General features: G+C 71.0%; 21 protein-coding genes and 2 tRNA genes. 11 read left to right on the forward strand and 12 right to left on the reverse strand.

Translation table 11 applies throughout. The features are described from left to right. Window positions 1–4: 4 nt before the first annotated feature. Genes AC2D8W_RS12535 through tsaD form a run of 4 tightly spaced genes read right to left on the reverse strand, consistent with a single transcriptional unit; the run spans window position 5 to window position 2743 of the window. A complete protein-coding gene (locus tag AC2D8W_RS12535; RefSeq protein WP_484671810.1) occupies window positions 5–370 on the reverse strand; it encodes a Rieske (2Fe-2S) protein in 366 nt (121 codons plus the stop codon). After that, a complete protein-coding gene (locus AC2D8W_RS12540) occupies window positions 357–641 on the reverse strand; it encodes a YciI family protein (protein ID WP_484671811.1) in 285 nt (94 codons plus the stop codon). Before AC2D8W_RS12540 ends, AC2D8W_RS12535 begins: the two co-directional genes overlap by 14 nt. After that, window positions 642–1643, reverse strand: coding sequence for an NAD(P)H-dependent glycerol-3-phosphate dehydrogenase (locus AC2D8W_RS12545; RefSeq protein ID WP_484671812.1), 1002 nt, complete (start codon window positions 1641–1643; stop codon window positions 642–644). Continuing rightward, on the reverse strand, window positions 1640–2743 hold the full coding sequence (gene tsaD, locus AC2D8W_RS12550; RefSeq protein ID WP_484671813.1) for a tRNA (adenosine(37)-N6)-threonylcarbamoyltransferase complex transferase subunit TsaD: 1104 nt from the start codon (window positions 2741–2743) through the stop codon (window positions 1640–1642). The genes AC2D8W_RS12545 and tsaD overlap by 4 nt, the downstream gene beginning before the upstream one ends. A gap of 70 nt (window positions 2744–2813) precedes the next feature. Between tsaD and hemC the strand changes: the two genes are divergently transcribed. The 5 genes from hemC to AC2D8W_RS12575 all read left to right on the forward strand — a co-directional run bounded on the left by hemC (window position 2814) and on the right by AC2D8W_RS12575 (window position 5973). After that, complete coding sequence (gene hemC, locus AC2D8W_RS12555; protein WP_293481271.1) at window positions 2814–3776, forward strand: hydroxymethylbilane synthase; 963 nt, start codon at window positions 2814–2816, stop codon at window positions 3774–3776. Between the two features lie 133 nt (window positions 3777–3909). Further along, window positions 3910–4611, forward strand: a complete 702-nt coding sequence (locus tag AC2D8W_RS12560; RefSeq protein ID WP_293481272.1) for a uroporphyrinogen-III synthase — start codon at window positions 3910–3912, stop codon at window positions 4609–4611. Window positions 4612–4620: 9 nt separating this feature from the next. Continuing rightward, window positions 4621–4827: a hypothetical protein gene (locus tag AC2D8W_RS12565; RefSeq protein WP_484671814.1), complete on the forward strand. Its 207-nt coding sequence runs from the start codon at window positions 4621–4623 to the stop codon at window positions 4825–4827. Between the two features lie 99 nt (window positions 4828–4926). After that, window positions 4927–5865, forward strand: a complete 939-nt coding sequence (locus AC2D8W_RS12570; protein WP_484671815.1) for a glycosyltransferase — start codon at window positions 4927–4929, stop codon at window positions 5863–5865. 32 nt (window positions 5866–5897) lie between these two features. Beyond that, window positions 5898–5973: transfer RNA gene (locus AC2D8W_RS12575), tRNA-Thr, on the forward strand. Between the two features lie 34 nt (window positions 5974–6007). Here AC2D8W_RS12575 and AC2D8W_RS12580 read toward each other — a convergent pair. Beyond that, entirely contained in the window at window positions 6008–6787 is a 780-nt protein-coding gene (locus tag AC2D8W_RS12580; RefSeq protein WP_484671816.1) for a response regulator transcription factor, read from the reverse strand. A gap of 508 nt (window positions 6788–7295) precedes the next feature. Here AC2D8W_RS12580 and AC2D8W_RS12585 point away from each other — a divergent pair. Next, complete coding sequence (locus tag AC2D8W_RS12585) at window positions 7296–10298, forward strand: TonB-dependent receptor domain-containing protein (protein ID WP_484671817.1); 3003 nt, start codon at window positions 7296–7298, stop codon at window positions 10296–10298. A 102-nt stretch (window positions 10299–10400) separates the two neighbouring features. Here AC2D8W_RS12585 and AC2D8W_RS12590 read toward each other — a convergent pair whose 3' ends face one another. Next, window positions 10401–11294, reverse strand: a complete 894-nt coding sequence (locus AC2D8W_RS12590) for a LysR substrate-binding domain-containing protein (RefSeq protein ID WP_293481278.1) — start codon at window positions 11292–11294, stop codon at window positions 10401–10403. Between the two features lie 298 nt (window positions 11295–11592). Between AC2D8W_RS12590 and AC2D8W_RS12595 the strand changes: the two genes are divergently transcribed. Next, window positions 11593–12642, forward strand: coding sequence for a sensor histidine kinase (locus AC2D8W_RS12595; RefSeq protein ID WP_293481279.1), 1050 nt, complete (start codon window positions 11593–11595; stop codon window positions 12640–12642). Further along, on the forward strand, window positions 12639–13451 hold the full coding sequence (locus AC2D8W_RS12600; protein ID WP_484671818.1) for a LytR/AlgR family response regulator transcription factor: 813 nt from the start codon (window positions 12639–12641) through the stop codon (window positions 13449–13451). Before AC2D8W_RS12595 ends, AC2D8W_RS12600 begins: the two co-directional genes overlap by 4 nt. A gap of 7 nt (window positions 13452–13458) precedes the next feature. Here the strand turns inward: AC2D8W_RS12600 and AC2D8W_RS12605 are convergent, their stop codons facing one another. The 5 genes from AC2D8W_RS12605 to AC2D8W_RS12625 all read right to left on the reverse strand — a co-directional run bounded on the left by AC2D8W_RS12605 (window position 13459) and on the right by AC2D8W_RS12625 (window position 16035). Further along, entirely contained in the window at window positions 13459–13869 is a 411-nt protein-coding gene (locus AC2D8W_RS12605; RefSeq protein WP_293481281.1) for a hypothetical protein, read from the reverse strand. A 233-nt stretch (window positions 13870–14102) separates the two neighbouring features. Next, on the reverse strand, window positions 14103–14852 hold the full coding sequence (locus AC2D8W_RS12610) for an SIR2 family NAD-dependent protein deacylase (RefSeq protein WP_484671819.1): 750 nt from the start codon (window positions 14850–14852) through the stop codon (window positions 14103–14105). Between the two features lie 16 nt (window positions 14853–14868). Then, window positions 14869–15219: a BON domain-containing protein gene (locus tag AC2D8W_RS12615; RefSeq protein WP_484671820.1), complete on the reverse strand. Its 351-nt coding sequence runs from the start codon at window positions 15217–15219 to the stop codon at window positions 14869–14871. A gap of 218 nt (window positions 15220–15437) precedes the next feature. Then, a complete protein-coding gene (locus AC2D8W_RS12620) occupies window positions 15438–15737 on the reverse strand; it encodes a DUF167 family protein (RefSeq protein WP_484671821.1) in 300 nt (99 codons plus the stop codon). After that, a complete protein-coding gene (locus AC2D8W_RS12625; protein ID WP_293483427.1) occupies window positions 15718–16035 on the reverse strand; it encodes a YggT family protein in 318 nt (105 codons plus the stop codon). The genes AC2D8W_RS12620 and AC2D8W_RS12625 overlap by 20 nt, the downstream gene beginning before the upstream one ends. A 132-nt stretch (window positions 16036–16167) precedes the next feature. On the opposite strand from AC2D8W_RS12625, the gene AC2D8W_RS12630 reads away from it, so the two are divergent. From AC2D8W_RS12630 to AC2D8W_RS12640, 3 genes are all read left to right on the forward strand, one after another. After that, window positions 16168–16243 (forward strand) — tRNA-Ala (locus AC2D8W_RS12630). A 67-nt stretch (window positions 16244–16310) separates the two neighbouring features. Next, window positions 16311–17003, forward strand: coding sequence for a metallophosphoesterase family protein (locus AC2D8W_RS12635; protein ID WP_484671822.1), 693 nt, complete (start codon window positions 16311–16313; stop codon window positions 17001–17003). A 347-nt stretch (window positions 17004–17350) separates the two neighbouring features. Then, window positions 17351–18961, forward strand: a complete 1611-nt coding sequence (locus AC2D8W_RS12640) for a right-handed parallel beta-helix repeat-containing protein (RefSeq protein WP_484671823.1) — start codon at window positions 17351–17353, stop codon at window positions 18959–18961. A gap of 9 nt (window positions 18962–18970) precedes the next feature. Here AC2D8W_RS12640 and polA read toward each other — a convergent pair whose 3' ends face one another. Further along, entirely contained in the window at window positions 18971–21850 is a 2880-nt protein-coding gene (polA, locus tag AC2D8W_RS12645) for a DNA polymerase I (RefSeq protein WP_484671824.1), read from the reverse strand. Between the last annotated feature and the right edge of the window lie 24 nt (window positions 21851–21874).

The following is a 21874-nucleotide window of genomic DNA, read 5'->3' on the forward strand; positions in this document are numbered from 1 at the left end:
GGCTCTAGACGGTCCAGACCTCGCCGTCGCGCACCTCGACCGGCCAGGGCGCGATGCGCTGACCATGGCAGGGGCCGGACACGCAGAGTCCGTCCAGGGTGAACAGCGCGCCATGGCCGGCGCACAGGATGTGGCGCTGGTCGCGCGTCAGGTAGCGGTCGTCGAGGGGCGCGAGCGGCCAGCCCGCGTGCGGACACGAATCCACGAAGCCCGCAGCCCCGTCGCCCTGGCGGAGCACGAAGCCGGCGAACAGCCGATCGCCCTCTCGGAAGCGGAAGGACTTGCCGCCCGGGTCGCCGATCTCGTCGAGGGCGCACAGCCGCACGCCGGCCGGCGGACGGGCGGGATTGGCAGGCTCAGAGCTGGCCAACGGTGACGCGGAACGGGCGGATCTCCACCCGCTCGAACAGGCCGGCCAGGGCGTAGGGATCGTCGCGCGTGAACGCCTCGGCGGCGGCCAGGTCCGGCAGGTCCAGGATCAGCATCGAGCCGGCCATGTCGCCGGCGTCGTCGAGGAGCGGGCCGCCGATCTTCACCTGGTCCAGCCGTTGGCGGACGTAGGCGAGGTGCGCCTCGCGCGCGCCCATCCGGACGTTCAGCGAATCGGGCTTGTCGATACAGGTGAGCAGGAACAGCGGCATTCACGTCTCCTCGCGCAGGGGGCGGGCCAGCAGGCCTCGGATCGCGTCGTCCACGCCGACTTCGCCCGCCAGGATCGCGGCCACGGCCTCGCAGATCGGCGTCTCGACCCCCAGGCGGCGCGCCAGGTCGCGCACCGCGGGCGCCGACGCCACGCCTTCCGCCACAGAGAGCTTTCCGGCCAGCGCCTGCTCCAGCGTCTGGCCGCCGCCGAGCGCCAGTCCGACGCTCATGTTCCGCGACTGCGGGCTGGAGCACGTCAGCACCAGGTCGCCCAGGCCGCAGAGGCCCGCGACGGTCTCGGCGTGGCCGCCCAGGGCGATCGCCAGCCGCGTGAGTTCCGAGAATCCGCGGGTGATCAGGGACGCGTGGGCCGAGCGGCCAAGGCCGCGGCCCTCCGAGATGCCGCAGGCGATGGCGAGCACGTTCTTCACCGCGCCCCCGGCCTCGGCTCCGGTCAGATCGCCGGCGAGGTAGGGCCGGAAGGTCGGCGTGGCGATCGCCTCGGCCAGCGCCCAGCCCAGGGCTTCGTCGGCGCAGGCCAGGGTCACCGCGGTCGGCAGGCCCCGCGCCACCTCGCCGGCGAAGCTGGGCCCCGACAGCACGGCGGCCGCGGCCTGCGGGACCGTCTCGGCCAGCACCTCGGTCATCAGCTTCAGCGAGCCCTGCTCGACGCCCTTCGAGCAGAGCACGATCGGCAGGCCCGGCCGTGCGTGGGGCGCGAAGGCCGACAGCGCGGCGCGGGTGTGCTGGGCCGGCGCCACCGCCAGGATGAAATCGCTGTCCGCCAGCGCGGACATCTCGCCCGTCGCCCGGATCATCGGGTCGAGCGGGACGCCGGGCAGGAAGACCCCGTTCTCGTGCCGCATGTTCACGGCTTCGACCACCTCGGGCTCGCGCGCCCAGAGCGTCACCCCGCGGCCCGCCCGGCCGCACACCTGCGCCAGGGCCGTGCCCCAGGCGCCGCCGCCGATCACCCCCACGCGGTCGAGCGCGCCGGTCATGCCTTGGCCCCCTTGCGGCCGGCCTTGTGGGTCGGCGCCGCCGCCGCCGCGACCTCGTCGAGCGGCCAGCGCGGCCGCGCCACGGCGTCCAGCGGGTCGGACAGTCCGGCCGCCAACCGCTCGGCCCCGGCCAGGGCGATCATGGCGGCGTTGTCGGTGCAGTAGGCCAGCGGCGGCGCGGCGAACGCGAAGCCGTTCGCGGCGGCGGCGGCCTGCAGCCGCGCCCGGACGGTCCCGTTGGCGGCCACGCCGCCCGCCACCACGAAGCGCAGGCCCGAGCCGGCGTGCTCCGCGGCATAGAGCTTCATGGCGCGGTCCGACCGTTCGGCGAGCTGGCCGGCGATCGCCGCCTGCACGGCCGCGGCGAGGTCGCGGCGCTGCGCCGGCGTCGTGGCGCCTTCGGCCAGCCGCGCGGCCGCGGTCTTCAGCCCCGAGAACGAGAAGTCGCAGTCCTTGCGGCCGAGCAGCATCCGCGGCAGCTCGTAGGCCGCGGGGTCGCCGCCCTCGGCCAGCCGCTCCAGCGCCGGACCGCCGGGGTAGGGCAGGCCCAGGGCCTTGGCGATCTTGTCGAACGCTTCCCCGGCGGCGTCGTCGATCGTGGACCCCAGCCGGCGGCACGCGCCGATGCCCTCCACGCTGAGAAGCTGGCAGTGCCCGCCCGAGACCAGCAGGAGCAGGAACGGGTAGGGCAGGTCGGCCGCGAGCCGCGCCGAGACGGCGTGGCCCTCCAGGTGGTTCACCGCGACGAGGGGCAGCCCTCGGGCCAGCGCCACGGCCTTGCCGAACGAGAGGCCCACCATGACGCCGCCCACCAGGCCGGGTCCCGCCGTCGCCGCGACGCCGGTGAGGTCGCCGTAGGCGAGGGCCGCCTCGCGCAGCGCCGCCTCGGCGATGGCCTGGATCGACTCAACATGCGCGCGCGCGGCGATCTCGGGCACCACGCCCCCGAACGGCGCGTGCGCGGCGATCTGGCTGCCGACCACCGAGCTCAGCACCTCGACGCGGCCGTCCGCATGGCGGCGCACCACGGCCGCGGCGGTCTCGTCGCAGCTCGTTTCGAGGCCGAGGACGGTCTGGGTGGCGGGTGGAAGCGTGGTCATCCGGTTGCCGGGGGCGGGCGGCTCCTGTAGCAGCCCACGTCAGATTTCGTTCCGAGGTAGACTGCCGCCCGTGGCCACGCAACCTGTCGTCCGTATCGGGGCCCGCGGGTCGAAGCTCAGCCTCGCCCAGGCCGGCCACATGCAGCGCCGCATCGCCGCGCTGCTCGGGGCCGATCCCGCCAACCCTGCCGAGGTGGAGGCCGTCGCCCCCCTCATCGTCATCACCACCACCGGCGACCGGGTGCAGGATCGCCGCCTGCTCGAGATCGGCGGGAAGGGGCTCTTCACCAAGGAGATCGAGGAGGCCATGCTCGAGGGCCGGATCGACTGCGCGATCCACTCGATGAAGGACATGCCGGCGCTGCTCCCCGAGGGCCTGTGCATCGCGGCCGTGCCCGAGCGCGAGGATCCGCGCGACGCCTTCCTGAGCCGCGGGCCCGAGCGCCTGGAAGATCTGCCGCAGGGCGCGCGGCTGGGCACCGCCAGCCTGCGACGCCAGGCCCAGTGCCTGCACCGCAGGCCCGACCTCGACGTCCAGATGCTGCGGGGCAATGTGGACACCCGGCTGGCCAAGCTCGCCGCGGGCGAGGCGGACGCCATCCTGCTGGCCTACGCGGGCCTTCGCCGGCTGGGCCTGGACGGCGAGGTGAAGAGCCTGATCGACCCCGTGGAGTCGCCGCCGGCGCCGGGCCAGGGGGCCCTCGCCGTCGAGACCCGCGAAGCCGACCGCGACAAGCCCTGGGTCGCGGGGCTGGTGTGCGAGACCACCACGCTCTGCGTCGCCGCCGAGCGGGGCGCCCTGACCGCGCTGGAGGGCTCGTGCAAGACGCCGGTCGGCGCCCACGCGTGGCTGAGCGGCGGCACGCTCAACCTCGTCGTCGAGGCCCTGTCCCCCGGCGGCACGGCGCGGTTCCGCCACGTCGGCGCGTCCGAACTCTCGCAGCTGTCCGATCCGATGGCGTCCGCCCGCGACCTGGGCGCCTCGCTCGGCGCGGCGGTGAAGGCCGACGGGGGCGACGCCATCGTCCTCTGACGGGGCGCCGTCGCCCAACGGCCACGCTCGGCGGCGATCTTGGCCCGTGTGGCGATCCGGGGATTGAAGACCGGAGCGGGTGGCCGCATCGTCGCTCCCGCCCCCGGCGCCGCCGGACAAGAGACCCCGCCACATGGCCCGAAGGCAGAGGATCTGGATCACCCGCGCCCAGCCCGGCGCCGACGTCACGGCCGAGCGCGTGCGCGCGCTGGGTCACGACGCCGTCGTGGCCCCGCTGCTGGCGGTGAAGGTCCTGCCGGATGTCGAGGTCGACCTGCGCGGCGTCGCGGCGCTCGCCTTCACCAGCGCCAACGGCGTCCGCGCCTTCGCCGACGCCAGCGGCGAGCGCAGCCTCAAGGTCTTCGCCGTGGGCGCCGCCACGGCGCAGGCGGCGCGCAGCGCGGGCTTCCGGTCGGTGCTCTCGGCGGACGGCGACGTGGAGGCCCTGGCCGAGGGCATCGCGGTGCGCCGCGGCGAACTGCGCGGGGCGGTGCTGCACCCGGGCGCGGCCGAGCCGGCAGGCGACCTGGCCGGCTCCCTGGAGAAGCACGGCGTCGAGGCGCGCCGGCTGATCCTCTACGAGACCGCCCCGGTGGCGCTGGAGGCGGCAGAGGCCGAGGACCTCGCCCGCTGCGACGCCGTCCTGCTGCACAGCCCGCGCGCCTCGCAGGTGCTGGCCAAGGTGCTGAAGGCGCATCCCGCGCCCCGCCTGCGGGCGCTGGGGCTGTCCAAGGCGGTGGTGAAGCCGCTGGCGCGCACGCCCATGGCCGCCAAGGCGTTCCCGCCGTTCCCGCTCGAGGCGGCTCTGCTCAACCTGATCGACCGGCGGCCCTGAGCCGGCAGCATGATCCCGCCCGAGCCCCCGGAGGCCGCACGGCCCGATCCTGACGATGCGCGGCTCCGGCCGCTGATGGGGCCCGTGTTCTGGATCATGGTGACGCTCTGCGTCGTCTGCGTCGCGGCCGGGATCGCGGTGGCCTGGCTGGGGCCGCGGCTCTGGGCCCCAGAAGCGCCGCCGCGTGACGCCGCCGTTGCGTTGCCGCGATCCTGACGGCTATCGGTAGCGTCGCGACGCGATCGCGCCCCTTTCGCGTAACCCAAGTGCGCGCCGGACCCGTCCGCCGCGCCGTGCGCCTGGGAGGCGTTGCGCGTGCCCCGGATCGTCTACCTCGTCCCCAATCCCGAGTTTCCGAGCGGGGGCAACAAGATGGCCTTCCGTCACGTGGAGGCCCTGGCCGCCCTGGGCTTCGACGCCGTGGTGCGCGCGCCGCCGTCAGGAGCGCTGCCGAGGTGGTTCCGCCACGAGGCGCCGGTCGAGCGCGCCTCGGGCGAGCCCCGGCCCGACGACATCCTGGTGTTCCCTGATGACGCCGCGGCCGAGCTGAACGCCGCAGCCGCCCTGCCCAACGCCAAGGTCGTCTTCGTGCAGAACCCCTATTCGTCGGTGTTGGGCCTGCCCGCCATTCCCCCGGAGCGCGCCGCCGCCTACCGCACCTTCATGGCCTGCAGCGACGGGGTTGCGGCCTGGGTCCGCCGCTACGTCGATCACGACGAGGTGGCGACCGTCCCGGCCTTCGCCGACGAGCGCCTATTCCGTCCGGCGGCCAAGGCGCGCGTCATCGCGTGCACGCCGCGCAAGCGCCGCAACGAGCTGAGGGTGATCCGCCACCTGTACGCCCGCCTGCGCCCCGGCTGCGACTACCGCTGGGCGCTGATCGACGGCCGCACCGAGGCCGAGACGGCGTCCGCCCTGGCGTCCGCCTCCGTGTTCCTCAGCCTCGCACGGCTCGAGGGCATGAGCCTGACCATCGCCGAAGCCATGGCGAGCGGTTGCCTGATCGCCGGCTTCACGGGCGTGGGCGCCCGCGAGTACGCCAATGCGGACAACGGCCTCTGGGTCGGCGAGGACGACTGCGAGGCGACCGCCCACGCGCTGGTCCGGGCCGTGGAGCTGGCCGAGGCGCAGGGTCCTGAGGCCGGGGCGATGCGGGCCGGGGCCCTCGCGGCCGCGGGCGGCTGGACCCATGCGGCGTTCGTCCGCGCCCTGGACGACTACTGGCGCGCGCGCCTGACGCTTTGCAAATCGTGACCTTGCGGGTAAAAGCCCCGTCCCGGACAGGAGCCGCCATAGCTCAGCCGGTAGAGCGGCGCATTCGTAATGCGTAGGTCGGGTGTTCGAGTCACCCTGGCGGCACCATCCTTCTTCTTGCCGATCTTCTTCTTCCGGACGGTCAGGCGGCGGCCAGCCCGCTGCGGGCCATGACCTGGGCCTGGAAGAGATAGCCGCCGCCCCGCAGCGTCTTGATCATCTCGCCCGCGCCGTCGCACGTCGCGAGCGTGCGGCGCAGGCGCGCGACGCGCGCGTCGATCGACCGGCCGCCCGCCGTCCCGCCCTCGCCGTGCAGCAGGGTCACCAGGGCCTCGCGGCGCAGCACCTCGCCCGGCCGGGCCACGAGCACGCGGAGAAGGGCGGCGTCGGCCGGGCTCAGCCGGACGGTGCGGCCGGAGGGGGCGGTCACGTAGCCGAGCTCCGCGTCGAACCGCCACGTCTGCAGCGCGCCTTCGGCCTGCCCGCGGGCCTGCCGCGCCGCCCGCCGAAGCAGCGCGCGCACGCGGGCCAGCAGCTCCAGCGGGTGGGTGGGCTTGGGCATCACGTCGTCGGCGCCGAACTCGAGGCCGGCGACGCGGTCCAGGGTGTCCGCGGCCTTCGCCACCACGAGCACGGGGGCCGTCTCCGCCTCGGAGAGCCGGCGGCACAGCGTCAGGCCGTCGGCGTCGGGCAGGGCGGTCTCCAGGATCACCAGGTCGGCGCCGGCGGCGTCGAGCATGGGCTGGGCTTCCGCGGCGCTCTCGGCGCGCGAGACCTCGAAGCCGTGCCGCCGCAGCATGTCGGCGCCCGGCTCCACGGCCGCGGCGTCCGAATCGATCCAGAGGACCCGGGGCGCATGCGCCGGCGCGGCGGGGCGCGGGAACGCGGCGCCCGTGGCGAATTCGAAGGCGATGGCGGTCATATCAGCCTCTTCCTGCAATCGACCGGACGCCGAGAGCTCCGATGCCCGATGACTTTAGCCTGGAAAGATCAGAGACTGTGACGACTTGTCGTCATACTTCCCATGAGCCGCCTTCATGTGTCACATGCATGTGACAATTGTATTCCGCGCCGAGCGCTGTTCTCTTTTTGCAACATTCTTCCAGCAACGTATGGCGACCCTGGCGTGCGCCAGATCTCGCCGACGTCGGACTCCGACCTCGCGAGAGGGCGAATACGTCATTGAGTAATAAAGCTAAATAGGATGGCAGGCCTCGGCGCGATGCCATGTGCGCCCGGCGACACATGAAGCTGTCTCATGTCTCGCATAAGACAAATTCAGTAAAGCCAAGCTGAGCGCGACAATAGTTTTCCTCCAGGCGGCGCTGTTCGCGCGGTCGGGCGCCCCCGGCCGTGTCCGGGGGCCGGCTTTCATGTGGGGATCGGCCCGGCGCGCGCGTTGCGCCGCCGGCCGTTGGAGGATTTTGACCTTGAACATCAAGAGCATGCGCGCACGCCTGCTGGCGTCATCGATGATCTGTGGAGTGGCGCTCGGCGCCGGTCAGGCCCAGGCGCAGGCGGCCGGGGACGAGGTTGCGGAGGTGGTCGTCACCGGGACGCGGATTCCCTCGCCGAACCTCGACAGCGTCAGTCCCGTCCAGGTCGTCGGCGCGCAGGAGGTCACGCTGGGCGGTCGACCCGTTACCGCCGACATCCTGAACCAGCTGCCTCAGGTCAGCCAGAACAGCCAGACCGGCTTCTCCACCACCTCGAACCCGTTGTCCGGGCCTGGCGGCACCGCCACCGTCGACCTCCGCGGCCTGGGCCAGCAGCGGACGCTGGTCCTGGTCGACGGGCGGCGTCTGGGCATCGGCGACCCCGATACCGGGAATCCGAACCCCTCGCCCGACCTGAACCAGATTCCGTCGCAGCTGATCGAGCGGGTCGACGTGCTGACCGGCGGCGCCTCAGCCACCTATGGCTCGGACGCGGTCGCCGGGGTCGTCAACTTCATCATGAAGCGCGACTTCGAGGGCGTGGAGATCGACGCCCAGTGGGGCGTGTACCAGCACGAGCAGCACAACGAGTTCGCTCAGGGCCTGCTCGCCGCCCGCGGCATCGCCCAACCCAAGAAGAACCGCTGGGACGGCAAGTCCCGCGATCTTTCGATCATCATGGGCGCGAACCTTGACGAGGGTCGAGGCAACGTCACCGGCTACTTCACCTATCACGACCAGGATCCGGTCACGCAGTCCAAGCGCGACTTCTCGGCCTGCCAGATCGTGCTGAACCCCAACGGGACTGTCAGCTGCGCGGGCTCGCCCAATTCGAACCAGTACGTGCGGGCTCTCGGCGGTGGGTTCAACCTGCCCGGCGCGCCCACTCAGGTCGCGGTCGTGGGCAACACCTTCGTCCCCTGGAGCGCCACGGCCAACACCACGCCCCCTCCGCTCTTCAACTCCAACGACTTCGCCTACCTGCTGCACAAGGGCACGCGCTACACGGCGGGCTTCCTGGCGCGCTACGAGGTCAACCGGCACCTCGAGTTCTACGGCGACTTCGGCTTCATGCGGGACCGGACCGACGTGCTGATCGCGCCCACCGGCCTGTTCCAGGGCAGCGGCGCCTCGCCGAACGGCGGCTTCCTCGTCAACTGCAACAACCCGTTCCTGAGCGGGCAGCAGCAGGGCGTGCTGGGCTGTACGCCGGCGATGATCGCGTCGGGCGCCAGCGTCGACCTGCTGATCGGCCGCCGCAACATCGAAGGCGGCGGGCGAAACCAGGTCTATGAGCACACGAACTACCGCGCGGTGTTCGGAGGCCGGGGCGAGATCGCTGGCTCGTGGAAGTACGACCTGTACGGCTCGTACTATTACACCTCGCTCTCCAACGCCTCGGAGAACTACCTGTCGATCCAGCGGCTGCAGAACGCGCTGCAGGTCGTCCAGGGGCCGAATGGCCCGGTCTGCATCTCGGGCGGCGGCTGCGTTCCCTACAACATCTTCCGCGACGGCGGCGTCACCGACGCGGCCCTGGCGTATCTCGACATCGAGGGCACCGCGAGGGGCTCGATCGCCGAGCGCATTGTCGAAGGCACGATCACCGGCGACCTGGGCGACTACGGCGTGAAGTCGCCATGGGCCGAAGACGGCGTGGGCGTGGCCTTCGGCTTCCACCACCGCCGCGACCATCTCGAGTACGCGCCCGATTCCGCCCTGCTCTCGGGCGATCTTTCCGGGGCCGGCGGCGCGTCCACGCCGATCGACAACAGCCTGCGCGTGCTGGAAGGCTTCGGCGAGGCCCGCATTCCCCTCGTACAGGGCATGGCCTTCGCGGACGATCTCACCGCCGAGGTCGGCTTCCGCTACTCGGACTACTCGACCGGGATCCAGGCCGAGACCTGGAAGGCCGGCCTTTCCTGGGCGCCCGTGAGGGACTTCACGTTCCGCGGCTCCTACCAGAAGGCGATCCGCGCGCCGTCCATCCTGGAACTCTACACCCCGCAGGCCGTGACCAACACGAGCCAGGTGGGCGAGGACCCGTGCGCCGCCGGCGCCGTGAACCCGGCCACGCTGCAGCAATGCCTGAACACCGGCATCACGGCGGCCCAGTATCTGAACATCCCGCAGTGCCCGTCGGGCCAGTGCGCGGTGCTGAACGGCGGCAACCCGGCGCTCGGCCCGGAAACGGCGAAGACCTTCTCGGTCGGCGTCACGGCGCGGCCCGCGTTCATCCGGGGGTTCACGGCCAGCGTCGACTACTACCACATCAAGCTGACCGACATCATCGGGGCCATCCCCCTGGGCGTCACGCTGACCCGCTGCCTGCAGTCCGGCGACCCCAGCTTCTGCAGCCAGATCGTGCGGGCCCAGAACGGCATCCTGTTCGGCACCACGGTGGGCGCGGGAGGCTACATCAACGGTTCCAACATCAACGTCGGGGCCGGCACCAACTCAGGCGTGGACGTGCAGGCGAGCTACGTCCTGCCGATCGAAGACTGGGGCCTCGAAGGCTGGGGCAGCGTGTCGCTGAACCTTGCCGGCACGTACCTCATCAAGAACACCACCACGCCGCTGCCCGGGGACGACGCTTACGACTGCGCGGGCCTCTTCGGCGCCCAGTGCCAGACCCTGAATCCGCGCTGGCGGCACACACTGCGGATGACCTGGACGACGCCCTGGGACGTCACCGCCTCGCTCACCTGGCGGTACATCCATTCGATGACGTACGAGCAGGACACGAACGAACCCACGATCGGGCAGAACGCGACGAACCCGTTCAACCCCAAGCTGCCGCAGCGCAGCTACCTGGACGTCTCGGCGATCTGGAACATCAACGAGAAGTTCGCCCTGCGAGGCGGGATCAACAACCTGCTCGACCAGGATCCGCCGCTGGTGAACAACCGCATCTCGCAGACGGGGTCGCCCAACTCGTACCCCACCTACGACCTCCTGGGCCGCAAGCTGTTCGTCGGCGTGACCGCGAGGTTCTGACGTCGCCGGCCCGGCCGACGGCATCGACACCGAAGGGCCCTCGTTCCGGCGAGGGCCCTTTCTCTTGATCGGCGACTGATCCGGCGGAGGTAAGGCGCCCGCTCAGGCCGCGTGCAGCACCGGGGCCGGGCCGGGGTCCAGGGCGCCCGCCAGCCAGTCCACGAACGGCCGCACCAGGTCCGCGCGCGGCGAGGCCGGGTTCCAGACCGCCGTGTAGTCCTCGCGCAGCGCCGCCTCGGCGTCGAAGAGCCGGACCAGCCGGCCGGTCCGCAGGTCGTCGCGGACGAGCAGCCCGCGGGCGAGGCACACGCCGGCGCCGTTGCGCGCCAGTTCGAGCGCGGCCAGCGGGCTGTCGGCGATCAGGGTCGCCGGCGTCGGCAGCTCGGAGAGGCCGATCTGCTCCAGCCAGACCCGCCACGGGTGCTCGGGCTGATGGATCAGCGCGGCCCGAACCAGCTCCTCGGGGCGCCGCGGCAGGTCGGGGCCCGGCGCGGCCACCGGGAAGAGGACCTCGCCCGCCAGGCGGCGCTGGGTCAGCCCGGCGCAGGCGCCGGCGCCGTACAGCACCGCGACGTCCGCCTCGCCCGCGGTCACCTCGGCGGCCCCGTTCACGGTCCTGAGCTCGATTTCGCGGTCGGGATTGCCGGCCAGGAACTGGGGGAGGCGGGTCGCGAGCAGGCGTTCGGCCACCCCCGCGCTGGCGGCGACCACCAGGCGCGCGCGGCCCGGCCGCGCGGGCGTCTCGAAGGCTTCCGAGATCAGGTTCAGCGACAGACGGAGGCGGCTCACGAACGCTCGGCCCGGCTCGGTCAGCGCGACGGTCCGGCCGTAGCGCTCGAAGAGGTCCACCCCCAGCCGGAGCTCCAGCGAGCGGATCGCATGGCTGATGGCGCTCTGCGTCAGGTTGAGCTCGTCCGCGGCCTTGGTGAAGCTCTCGTGCCGCGCGGCGGCCTCGAAAGCGGCTATGGCCCTGAGCGATGGCGGACGCACCGGCACGCGCGATCTCCCTCTCCGTGACACTTCCGGAGGCCAGCATGACAGCGGCCGCTCCGGCTTCATGGGAATTGCGGCGAGGGGCGTCCCGGTCCGGCCGAAAGGTCGGGATTTGCAGCGGGCGGACAGGCGGCCGCGACAAGCGGTCGCAGCCGCGTCGCCGTCGCAGCGCGGGGCGGCTCGAAAGCCGCGGGTCGTCCGGAAATGCGCCCGGAATTGCGGCGAACGGCGCAGCGGCGTCGACCAGCGGCCTTGGTTGTGGCGCCGAAGGCGTCAGAATGCCCCGCCTGGGGGAGGCAAGATGCGTCTGCCGCGCGTCAACAACTACCTGGTCGCGAACTTCGTCCTCTGGACGCTGACCTACGTCATCGTGACCGCACGCATGATGGCCGATCCCATGCCGCACGCGGGGGAGATGGCGCTGCGCCGCCTGGCCATGGCCATCTTCGGCTTCGCCGCCTGCCTCCTGATCGGCCGCATCCTTTCGGCCCTGGCCGACCAGCCGATCTGGCGGCGCCTCGTGGCCGCCGTGGTGCTGTCGATCCTGGGCGGCTTCGCCTACGCCTACCTGAACTACGTCGTCTTCTACCTGATCGCGCCGCTGTGGAAGGTCGAGCCCCTGTCGCCGATCTCGCTCTCGTTCACCGCCTCGATGTTCTTCTGGACGTTCATCAGCTGGTGCGCCCTCTACTTCGCCATCCGCTACGAGGAGGAGCTGAAGGAGAAGAACCTGCGGCTTCTGGCGTCGCAGGCCATGGCGATCGACGCCCAGAACCGGATGCTGCGCTACCAGATCAACCCGCACTTCCTGTTCAACACCCTGAACGCGCTGAGCTCGCTGATCCTCGCCAAGGAGAACGAGCGGGCCGAGCGGGTGGTGCTCTCGCTGTCCTCCTTCCTGCGCCACACGCTGGAGAAGGAGCTGCCCGACAAGGCGCCGCTCTCGGATGAGATCGAGGCCCAGCGCCAGTACCTGCTGATCGAGCAGGCGCGGTTCGAGGACCGGCTGAACTACGTGGAGAACATCCCGGCCGACCTGCGCGACGCCCTGGCCCCCAGCCTGATCCTGCAGCCGCTCGTGGAGAACGCCGTCAAGTACGGCGTCGCGCGCTCGAACGCGCCGGTCACCATCGAGATCTCGGCCGAGGCCTCGAACGGCCGGCTGCGGCTGACCGTCTCGGACGACGGCAAGGACGGCGCCGGGCATGCGCCGCCGAAGCTGGGCCTCGGGCTCGAGAACGTCCGTCGCCGGCTGGAGCTGATCTACGGCAAGGCCGCCGAGCTCACCTGCGGACCGCGCCGGCCCCAGGGCTTCCTGGCCTCGGTCGAAATTCCATTGGAGCGGGCATGATCCAGGACATCGCGCAGGCGACGACGCCCCTGCGGGTGGCGATCGTCGACGACGAACCCCCGGCCCTGCGACGACTGCAGATGGCCATCGACAAGGCGCGTGACGCCGAGGTGGTGGGCCAGGCCAGCACCGGCGAGGAGGCCCTGCGCCTCATCGCCGGCGGCGGCGTCGACGTGGTCCTGCTGGACATCCGCATGCCGGGCCTGTCGGGCCTCGACCTCGCCCGGGCCATCGATCCCGAGCGTGCGCCGGCCTTCATCTTCGTCACCGCCTTCTCCCGTTTCGCCACCGATGCGTTCGAGCTCGCGGCCGTGGACTACCTCCTGAAGCCGGTGGAGTTCGACCGTCTGCACGCGGCGCTGGAACGCGCCCGCAAGGCGCTCCAGAGCCGGGCCGCGCGGTCCCGCATCGTCGAGCTCGAGGAGGTGGTCGCGGCGCTTCGGGCCGCCGAGACCGAGCCGCCCCCTAGCGGCTTCGCCGAGGAGATCTGGGTGCCGGACCGCGGCGACCGGCTGCGGCTGCCCGTGGCGCTGATCGACTGGGTCGAGGCCGAGCGCGACTATGTGCGCATCCACAGCCGGGGCCGCAGCTTCCTCGTGCGCAAGGCCATCCGGAAGCTTCAGGCCGAGCTGGACCCGGCCGATTTCCTGCGCGTCCACCGCGGCGCGCTGGTCCGGCGCGACCGCATCGTGCGCCTGGCGCGCCGCCCCGGCGGCCCGTCGGCCGTCGTGCTGCAGTCCGGCGCCGAGGTGCCGGTCGCTCGCCGCCAGGCGGCGCAGGTGAAGAAGATCGTCGGCGCGCGCGGCTGAAGCCGGCCTACACCGGCGCGCAGGTCTGCAGGTTGACGGGCATCGCTTCGCCGCGCGTCCACCCGTCGGCGGCCTTGGAGAACAGCGCGAACGACGAGCCGGACTTGCCGGTGGAGCCGTCCGGGTTGCGGCCCGCGAAGGTCATGGCCGCGATCACCTGCGCCGTCACGCCCCGCTGGGCGTCGGCCGCGCCCACGGCGTGCTCCGCCTTGCAGGTCACCTGGAAGTCCTGGCAGCCCTTGCCCTCGACCTTCGCCGAGCAGGCGGAGTGGGTCGCCTCGATGTCCTTGCTCCACTGCGCGATCAGCGGGCGCAGGGCCACGTTGGGGTCGTCCGAAGCGGCTGCGTCGCCGCCCCCCGAGCTGCAGGCCGAGAGGACGGAAAGGGACAGGCCGGCGACGGCGAGGATGCGGATCACGGAGCGCTCCAGGGACATGCGGCGGAGCGCATAGCGTGAAGATCAAGGCGAGGGTGTGACGAAATGGCCGCGCAAAGGCAAATAGCGCCCCAGCGCCCGGTTTCGCCGCAGAAGCGCCCAGGGGCTGTTCCCGTCGCGGGGCGAGCGCGGGAAACCGGACGGAAGGACCCTCCCGACCATGCTCCCCCCGTGGGGGAGCTCGCGAAGCGAGAGGGGGTGGACGCGGGCCCAGGTCACGAATTCGCGGACGTCGCCTCGCTCATCGCGGGTCCGATCTCGTCGTGCAGCACCAGGTCCGCGTAGGGATCGATGTCGGTGGGCTCGCGGTTGACGATCGCCAGCCTCGCGCCGTTCTTCTTCGCCAGCACCGGAAAGCCCGCCGCCGGATAGACCACCAGCGACGAGCCCAGCACGAGGAACAAGTCGCAGGCCAGAGTCTCCGCCTCGGCGCGCGCCATGGGCTCGGCCGGCATGGCCTGCCCGAACGAGATGGTCGCGGTCTTCACGATCCCGCTGCAGGACCGGCACGCCGGAAGGTCACCGGTCGCCTCGTAGAGCGTCTTCAGCTCGTCGAGCTCGTGCCGCTCGCCGCATTCCAGGCAGGTGGCGTAGCTGGCGTTGCCGTGCAGCTCGATGATCCTGTCCGCCGGCACGCCCGAGGCCTGGTGCAGGTTGTCGACGTTCTGGGTGATGACCGCGGCGCACTTGCCGGACGCGACGAGCCGCGCGACCGCGTGGTGGCCCGCATTGGGTTCGCGCCCCACCCAGCCCGCGCGCCCGCCGAACGCGCGCTCCCACGCCTCGCGGCGCCGCTCCTCGCTGGCGACGAAGTCCTGGAAATAGATGGGCTTCATCCTGCTCCAGACCCCGCCGGGGCTGCGGAAGTCGGGGATGCCGCTCTCCGTGGAGATGCCGGCGCCGGTGAACACCACCATGCGCCGCGCGTCGGCGATCAGGCGGGCAAGGTGGGCTCGGCTCGGCATCGCGGCTCCGTTGTCGTCAGGTGATGACGGGCGGGACCCACCGCCCCCATCGGCCCTCATAGTGATCGTACGGGTTCGGCTCGCCCAGCCGTTCGACGGCCCGGGGGCCCGCCTGGACGACAAGGCGGTTGATCACGGCCGTCACGCCCGGGGTCTGCCGGGCCAGCATCTCGGCGTGCGTCACGTCCGAGGCGCCCGGGGCGTGTCCGGTGAGGGTGACGGTCCCGTCCGCCACAGAGATCTCCACCTCGCTCGCGTCGATCAGCCGGTCCTCCATCAGCCGCTCGGACACCTCCTCGCACAGGCGCTCGTCGGTGCGGACCCACGTCCGCGGGCCCTTCCCGGAATGAGGTCCAGCGTCGGTCATCGGTGTGCTCCTCGGCAAGCTACGCAATCACAGAACAGGCGCGGGCGCGAGGCGTTCCGCGGGGCTGGTCTCGACGGTTCGGAGGGGGGATCGGCCCGGCCTCGGTCGGGGGGATGCCAGGGGGGTGTGGGCCGGGCCGATCGTGGTCGCCCTCGACCCACTAGGGGAACGGCCGGGCGATCAGCGTCTAAACCGCGTTGTGGGCCGCGGGTTCCGCGTCAGGGGGCGCCGAAGGCGCGCGCGACGTCGTCCGCGTTCACGCCGTCGATCTCGAGGCGCTTGAGCCGTGCGGTCTGGCCGGCGATCACCCGCACCGCCGACTTCGGCACGCCCAGCCCGCGGGCGACGAGGGCCGTCGCCGCGGCGTTGGCGGCCCCCTCGGACGGCGCGGCCGAGACCCGCAGCCGCAGCACAGGCCGTCCGGCGTCGTCCAGGCTCCACCCGTCGACGGCGTCGCGCCCGCCCTTCGGCGTCACGCGCACCGTCAGGCGCAGGGGCTCAGACGGCGACGACGCCAATGAGGAAGTTCGCCAGGGCCGGCAGGATGAACCGCTGCACGCCCACGATGACCAGGATCGCCACGATCGGGCTGATGTCGACGCTGCCCAGCGGCGGGATCAGCCGCTGGAAGGGGCGCAGGACCGGCTGGGTCACCGCGTCGAGGAACCGCACCACGTTGTAGGCGAACTGGTTGCGGATGTTCAGCACGTTGAACGCCACCAGCCACGACAGCACGGCGCTGATGATGATCGCCCACTTGATGAACTCGAGGAGGCCGCTCGCCACGAAGAAGACGAACTGGATGATTGCGATCATGGACGGGTCCTATGGCCTTCGGGGGCTGCTTCTAGCCGGGTTTGCCGCCGCGACAAAGTTGGCCGTTCGTCGCCCCGCCCGGCGTGGCCGCTTGACAGGAGCGCCCGCAATCGACTTATTCCGCGCCTTCCTGGGGCCGTAGCTCAGTTGGTAGAGCGCCTCGTTCGCAATGAGGAGGTCAGGGGTTCGACTCCCCTCGGCTCCACCAGGACCCTTCCGTGACAGACCGCCGGACACCATCACCGCCCTCCACCGGGGGCCGGCTCGTCTATGCGGTGGGCGATGTGCACGGCTACGCCGGGGCGCTGGAGCGGTTGCTGGCCGACATCGTGCGCGACGCCGAGGCGAGCCGGCCGGCGGAGCGGCCGGTGGTGGTGTTCGTGGGCGACTACGTGGACCGGGGGCCCGACAGCCGTGGGGCTATGGACCTGGTGCTGGCCTTCGCGGGCCGCGCCGACGTCGAGGCCGCGCCGCTCCGCGGCAATCACGAGGAGGCGATGCTGCGGTTCCTCGACGAGCCCGCCTTCGCGCCGGCCTGGATCGGCAGCTGGGGCCGGGAGACGCTGGAGTCCTACGGCGTCGCCGCGCCCGATCCCGACGACGTGCGCGCCTGCGCCGAGGCCCGGGCGCGCTTCGCCGCCGCGGTCCCGGACGCGCACCGCGGCTTCCTGCGCGGACTGGAGCTGTCCCGCACCATCGGCGACTACCACTTCGTGCACGCGGGCGTCCGGCCGGGCGTCGCGCTCGCCGAGCAGTCCCCGCGCGACCTGATGTGGATCCGCCACGCCTTCCTCGACAGCGACGACGACTTCGGAAAGGTCGTGGTCCACGGACACACGCCCGCGCCGGGGCGGCCCGAGGTCAAGGCCAACCGCATCAACGTCGATACGGGCGTCTACTTCACGGGCGTGCTCAGCGCCGTGCGCCTGGAGGGCGAGACCCGCCGGTTCCTGCAGGTCTCGGCGTAGGCAGACTCAAAGCCCTGAGTCCCGCGTCGAGCAGCGCCCGGCGCAGGCGCGCGGTGAGGCGCCTAGCGGCTCTCGCTGCTGGCCTTCTCACCGGGGCGCGTATGGACATGCCCTTCTCGCGACTACGTATTTCTCCTGCGACACCATTGCGCCTTCGCAAGTCAGCAATGGCTGACTAACAAGTCGTGGCCGATGGGTGAATCGCATAGTTCAGCATCTAATCGAGCTTCAACAGGTCTAGTTCAAGTCGCACATTGTTACGTGTCGCGACCGAACGATGTGATTTCTCCGTCAGAATATTGGCCGAATATCAGTGCTCATGCGCGATATATTGTCCGGAGATCAAAGTGATCATAGACGTGCACGATGACGCATCACTCGCCGCCGCGCTCGGCGTCGCCAAAGGGGGCGACACGATCCAGCTCGGGGCCGGTGACTACGCCGCGATCAAGATTCTGAGCTTCAACCCGGAATCGCAGGTGACCTTCAAGTCGGCCGATGCGGCCAACCCGGCCGTGCTGCACGGGCTCGTCATCCGCGGTAGCAGCAACCTGTCGTTCCAGGATCTCGAGTTCTCGCTGGTCTCAAAGATCGAGGTCACCACATCGCGCTACGTGTCGTTCCTGCGCGATGAGATCCACGGCTCGGAGGACGGCGATTTCTCCAATGGTCCCCCCGGGTTCTACATCTCGCAGAGCGCGGACATTTCGATCAAGCAGTCGGAACTGCATAACCTCTTCTCGGGCATCGGCCACTCGGATAGCGAGCGACTGACGATCTCGGACAACACGTTCCACGATATATCGATGGACGGCATCCGCGGCGGCGGCTCGTCCTATGTGACCATCGCGCGCAACACCCTCACCGACTTCCGCCGGCCGAACAACGAGCACCCGGACGCGATCCAGTTCTGGACGACGAACACGACGAAGTCGGCGCATCACATCACGATCGTCGACAACGTCTACATGCGTGGGGACGGGACGCCCAACCAGGGCATTTTCCTGCGCGACGAGGTCGGCAACCTGCCCTACCTGGATGTACTCATCCGCGGCAATCTGGTTGTCGGAGCCCTCTACAACGGCATCTACGTCCAGAACGGTCGGGATGTGGTCGTCGACCACAATGTCGTGCAGGGCTTCGGCGACTACACGTCCTGGATCAAGCTCGATGGCGTTCGCGGCGGCGAAATGCTGTTCAACAGGGCCAACTCGCTGCACACGCCCGGCTCGACGTCGGTCGTCGCGGGGTTCAACACGACCCTGCCGGCCGCGGCGGACGGCGGCGACCTGGCGCGGTCCCTCTGGTCGCCCAGCGGCGCGGGCAAGAGCATCGTCGGCAGCGCCCTCGGCGAGACCCTGACCGGGACGCCCTCCGGCGACACGCTTGAAGGGCGCGAGGGCGCCGACACCCTGGCGGGCGGCGCGGGCAATGACGTCTACGTGTCCGACAGCAGCGACAAGATCACCGAATACGCCAGCGGCGGCATCGACACCGTCAAGACAGCGCAAGGCGTGACGCTGAAGGCGAACCTCGAGAATGTGGTGCTGACCGGCGGATGGAACGTCCCCGCCGGCGGAAACGAGCTGAACAACAAGATCGTCGGCAACACGGGATCCAACGAACTCAAGGGCCGTCAAGGGACCGACACCCTTGACGGCGGCGCGGGCGCCGACACGATCGACGGCGGCGTGGGTGCGGACAGGCTGACCGGCGGCCCTGGCGCCGACACGTTCGTGTTTCGCCGCGGCGACGGTCAGGACGTCGTGACCGACTTCGGCGCCTCCGGCGAGCGTGACGCGATCGTCGTGTCCGACTACCTGGCGGCGGGTCTCAAGCCGACGCTTTCGCAGACGCCTTCGGGGGTCACGATCAGCTGGTCGAACGGCGACAAGATCGTGCTCCTGGGTCTGGACGTCTCCGACCTTCAAGCCACGTCGAGCGGCTGGATCGTCTAAGCCGGCGCCTCAGTGCGCGTCGTCCCAGTTGGCGGCGGCGCGCGCTTCGACGACCAGGGGCACGCTGATCGAGACGGCGGGCTCGGCGGCGCGCTCCATCACCCGCCTGGCCACCGCGATGACCTGGTCGGCCTCCGCCTCCGGCGCTTCGAACACCAGTTCGTCGTGCACCTGGAGCAGCATCTTCGCCTTCAGGCCCGCGTCGAGCAGCGCCTGGGGCATGCGGATCATGGCGCGGCGCATGACGTCGGCCGCCGCGCCCTGGATCGGGGCGTTGATCGCCGCGCGGTCGGCGAAGCTGCGCTCGGCCTGGCTCTTTCCGCGCGCGGCCGGGATGTGGACCTTGCGGCCGAAGATGGTGGTGACGAAGGCCTGGCTGCGCACCTGCTGGATCTGGCGGTCCATGTAGGTGCGGATGCCGGGGAAGCGCTCGAAGTAGGTCTTGATGTAGGCGCCGGCCTCCTCGCGCGGGATGCCCAGCTGGTTGGCGAGGCCGAAGGCCGAGATGCCGTAGACGATGCCGAAGTTGATCGCCTTGGCCCGCCGGCGGGTGTCGGCCGGCATGCCCTCGACGGGCACGCCGAACATCTCGGAAGCGGTCATGGCGTGGATGTCGAGGCCCTCGGCGAAGGCCCGCTTGAGCTGCGGGATGTCGCCGATGTGCGCCAGCAGGCGCAGCTCGATCTGCGAATAGTCGGCGCTGATCAGCACGTGCCCCGGCTCGGCGATGAAGGCCTTGCGGATCTTGCGGCCTTCCTCGGTGCGGATCGGGATGTTCTGCAGGTTGGGGTCGGTGGAGGCGAGGCGGCCGGTGGTCGCCGCCGCCAGGCTGTAGCTGGTGTGCACGCGGCCGGTCTGCGGGTGGATCGCATCCACCAGGTTGTCGGTGTAGGTGCCCTTCAGCTTCGACAGCTGCCGCCAGTCCAGCAGGATGCGCGGCAGCTCATGGCCCTGGGCCGCCAGGTCCTCGAGCAGGGAGGCGTCCGTCGACTGCGCGCCCGTGGCGGTGGTCTTGCCCGAGGCGATGCCCATCTCCTTGAACAGGATGTCGCCGATCTGCTTCGGAGAGCCCAGGTTGAAGGGCCGTCCGGCGACGCGGTGCGCCTCGGCCTCCAGTTCGACCATGCGCACCGAGAAGTCGTGTGAGAGCCGCTTCAGGATCTCGGGATCGACCTTGATCCCCTCCATCTCCATGCCCACCAGCACCGCCGGCATCGGCCGCTCGAAGCGCTCGTAGACCGTGGCCATCCGCTCGTGCGCGAGCCGCGGCTTCAGGTGTTCCCACAGCCGGATCGTCACGTCGGCGTCCTCGGCCGCGTAGGCGGTCGCCGCGGCCAGGTCCACGTGCTTGAAGCTCTTCTGGGCCTTTCCGGTCCCGGCCACCTGCTTGTACGGGATCGGCTCATGGTCGAGGACGCGCTTACTGAGCTCGTCCATGCCGTACTTGTTGTGCAGCCCCCCCTCCAGGGCGAAGGCCAGCAGCATGGTGTCGTCGATGGGCGACACGCGGATGCCGTGCCGCGCCAGCACCGCCATGTCGTACTTGGCGTTCTGCGCCACCTTCAGCACCGACGGATCCTCGAACAGCGGCTTCAGCCGGGCGAGGGCGACGTCCTGCGCGACCTGCTGCAGGTCGGCCGGGGCGTCGAGCGCCAGGCCGCCCTCATGCTCGCCCGCGTGGCCCACCGGGATGTAGCAGGCCTGGCCCGGCGCGACGGCCAGCGAGATCCCGCAGAGGTTCGACTGGAAGGCGCCCAGCGCGTCCGTCTCGGTGTCGAACGCCACGATCCCGGTCTCGTAGGCCCGCGCGATCCAGGCCTCGAGCGCCGCCTCGTCGCGCACGCATTCGTAGACGGCGTGATCGATGGCCTCGTGCGTCGGCGCCGTCGGCCCGGCGGCCTTGATCTCGGCCATCACCGCCGCCACGCCCGCCTCGCGCCCGGGGGCGATGGCCTCGCTCACCCGCCGCGACAGGGTGCGGAACTCCATCTGCTCGAGGAAGGCCTGCAAGACGCCGGCGTCCGGGTCGCGCACCGCGAGGTCGTCGATCGGCTCGGGCAGCGGCGTGTCGCAATCCAGCTGCACCAGCTGGCGCGAGAGCCGGATCTGGTCGGCGTACTCGATCAGCGTCTGGCGGCGCTTCTCCTGCTTGATCTCGGTCGCCCGCGACAGAAGCGTCTCGAGGTCGCCGTACTCGTTGATCAGCGCCGAGGCCGTCTTGATCCCGATGCCCGGCGCGCCCGGCACGTTGTCCACCGAATCGCCGCAAAGGGCCTGCACATCGACGACGCGGCTCGGCGGAACGCCGAACTTCTCCATCACCTGGTCGGGGCCGATCTTCACGTTCTTCATGGTGTCGAGCATCGACACCCGGTCGCCCACCAGCTGCATCAGGTCCTTGTCGGACGAGACGATGACCACCTCGCCGCCCAGGTCGCGCACCTTGCAGGCGTAGGCCGCGATGATGTCGTCGGCCTCGTAGCCGCCCAGTTCCAGGCAGGGCACGCCGAACGCGCGCGTGGCCTCGCGCACCAGCGGGAACTGCGGGACCAGGTCCTCGGGCGGCGGCGGCCGGTGGGCCTTGTACTGGTCGTACAGCTTGTTGCGGAACGTCACCTCCGACTTGTCGAACACCACCGCCAGGTGGGTCGGCGCGTCGGGCTGCGCCTTCATGTCCACCAACAGCTTCCAGATCATGTTGCAGAAGCCGGCGACCGCCCCGGTGGGCAGGCCGTCGGACTTGCGCGTCAGCGGCGGCAGCGCGTGGAAGGCGCGGAAGATGAAGCCCGACCCGTCCACCAGGTACAGGCGGATCGCGGGGCCGTCCTGCGTGGCGTCGCGGGGGGTGTCGGGCAGCGCCGCGGTCTCGGCGTCGAGCGTCTCGGTCATCGGCGCAAGATAGGCGGCCGGTGC

It is taken from the genome of Phenylobacterium sp. T106 (assembly GCF_057219735.1).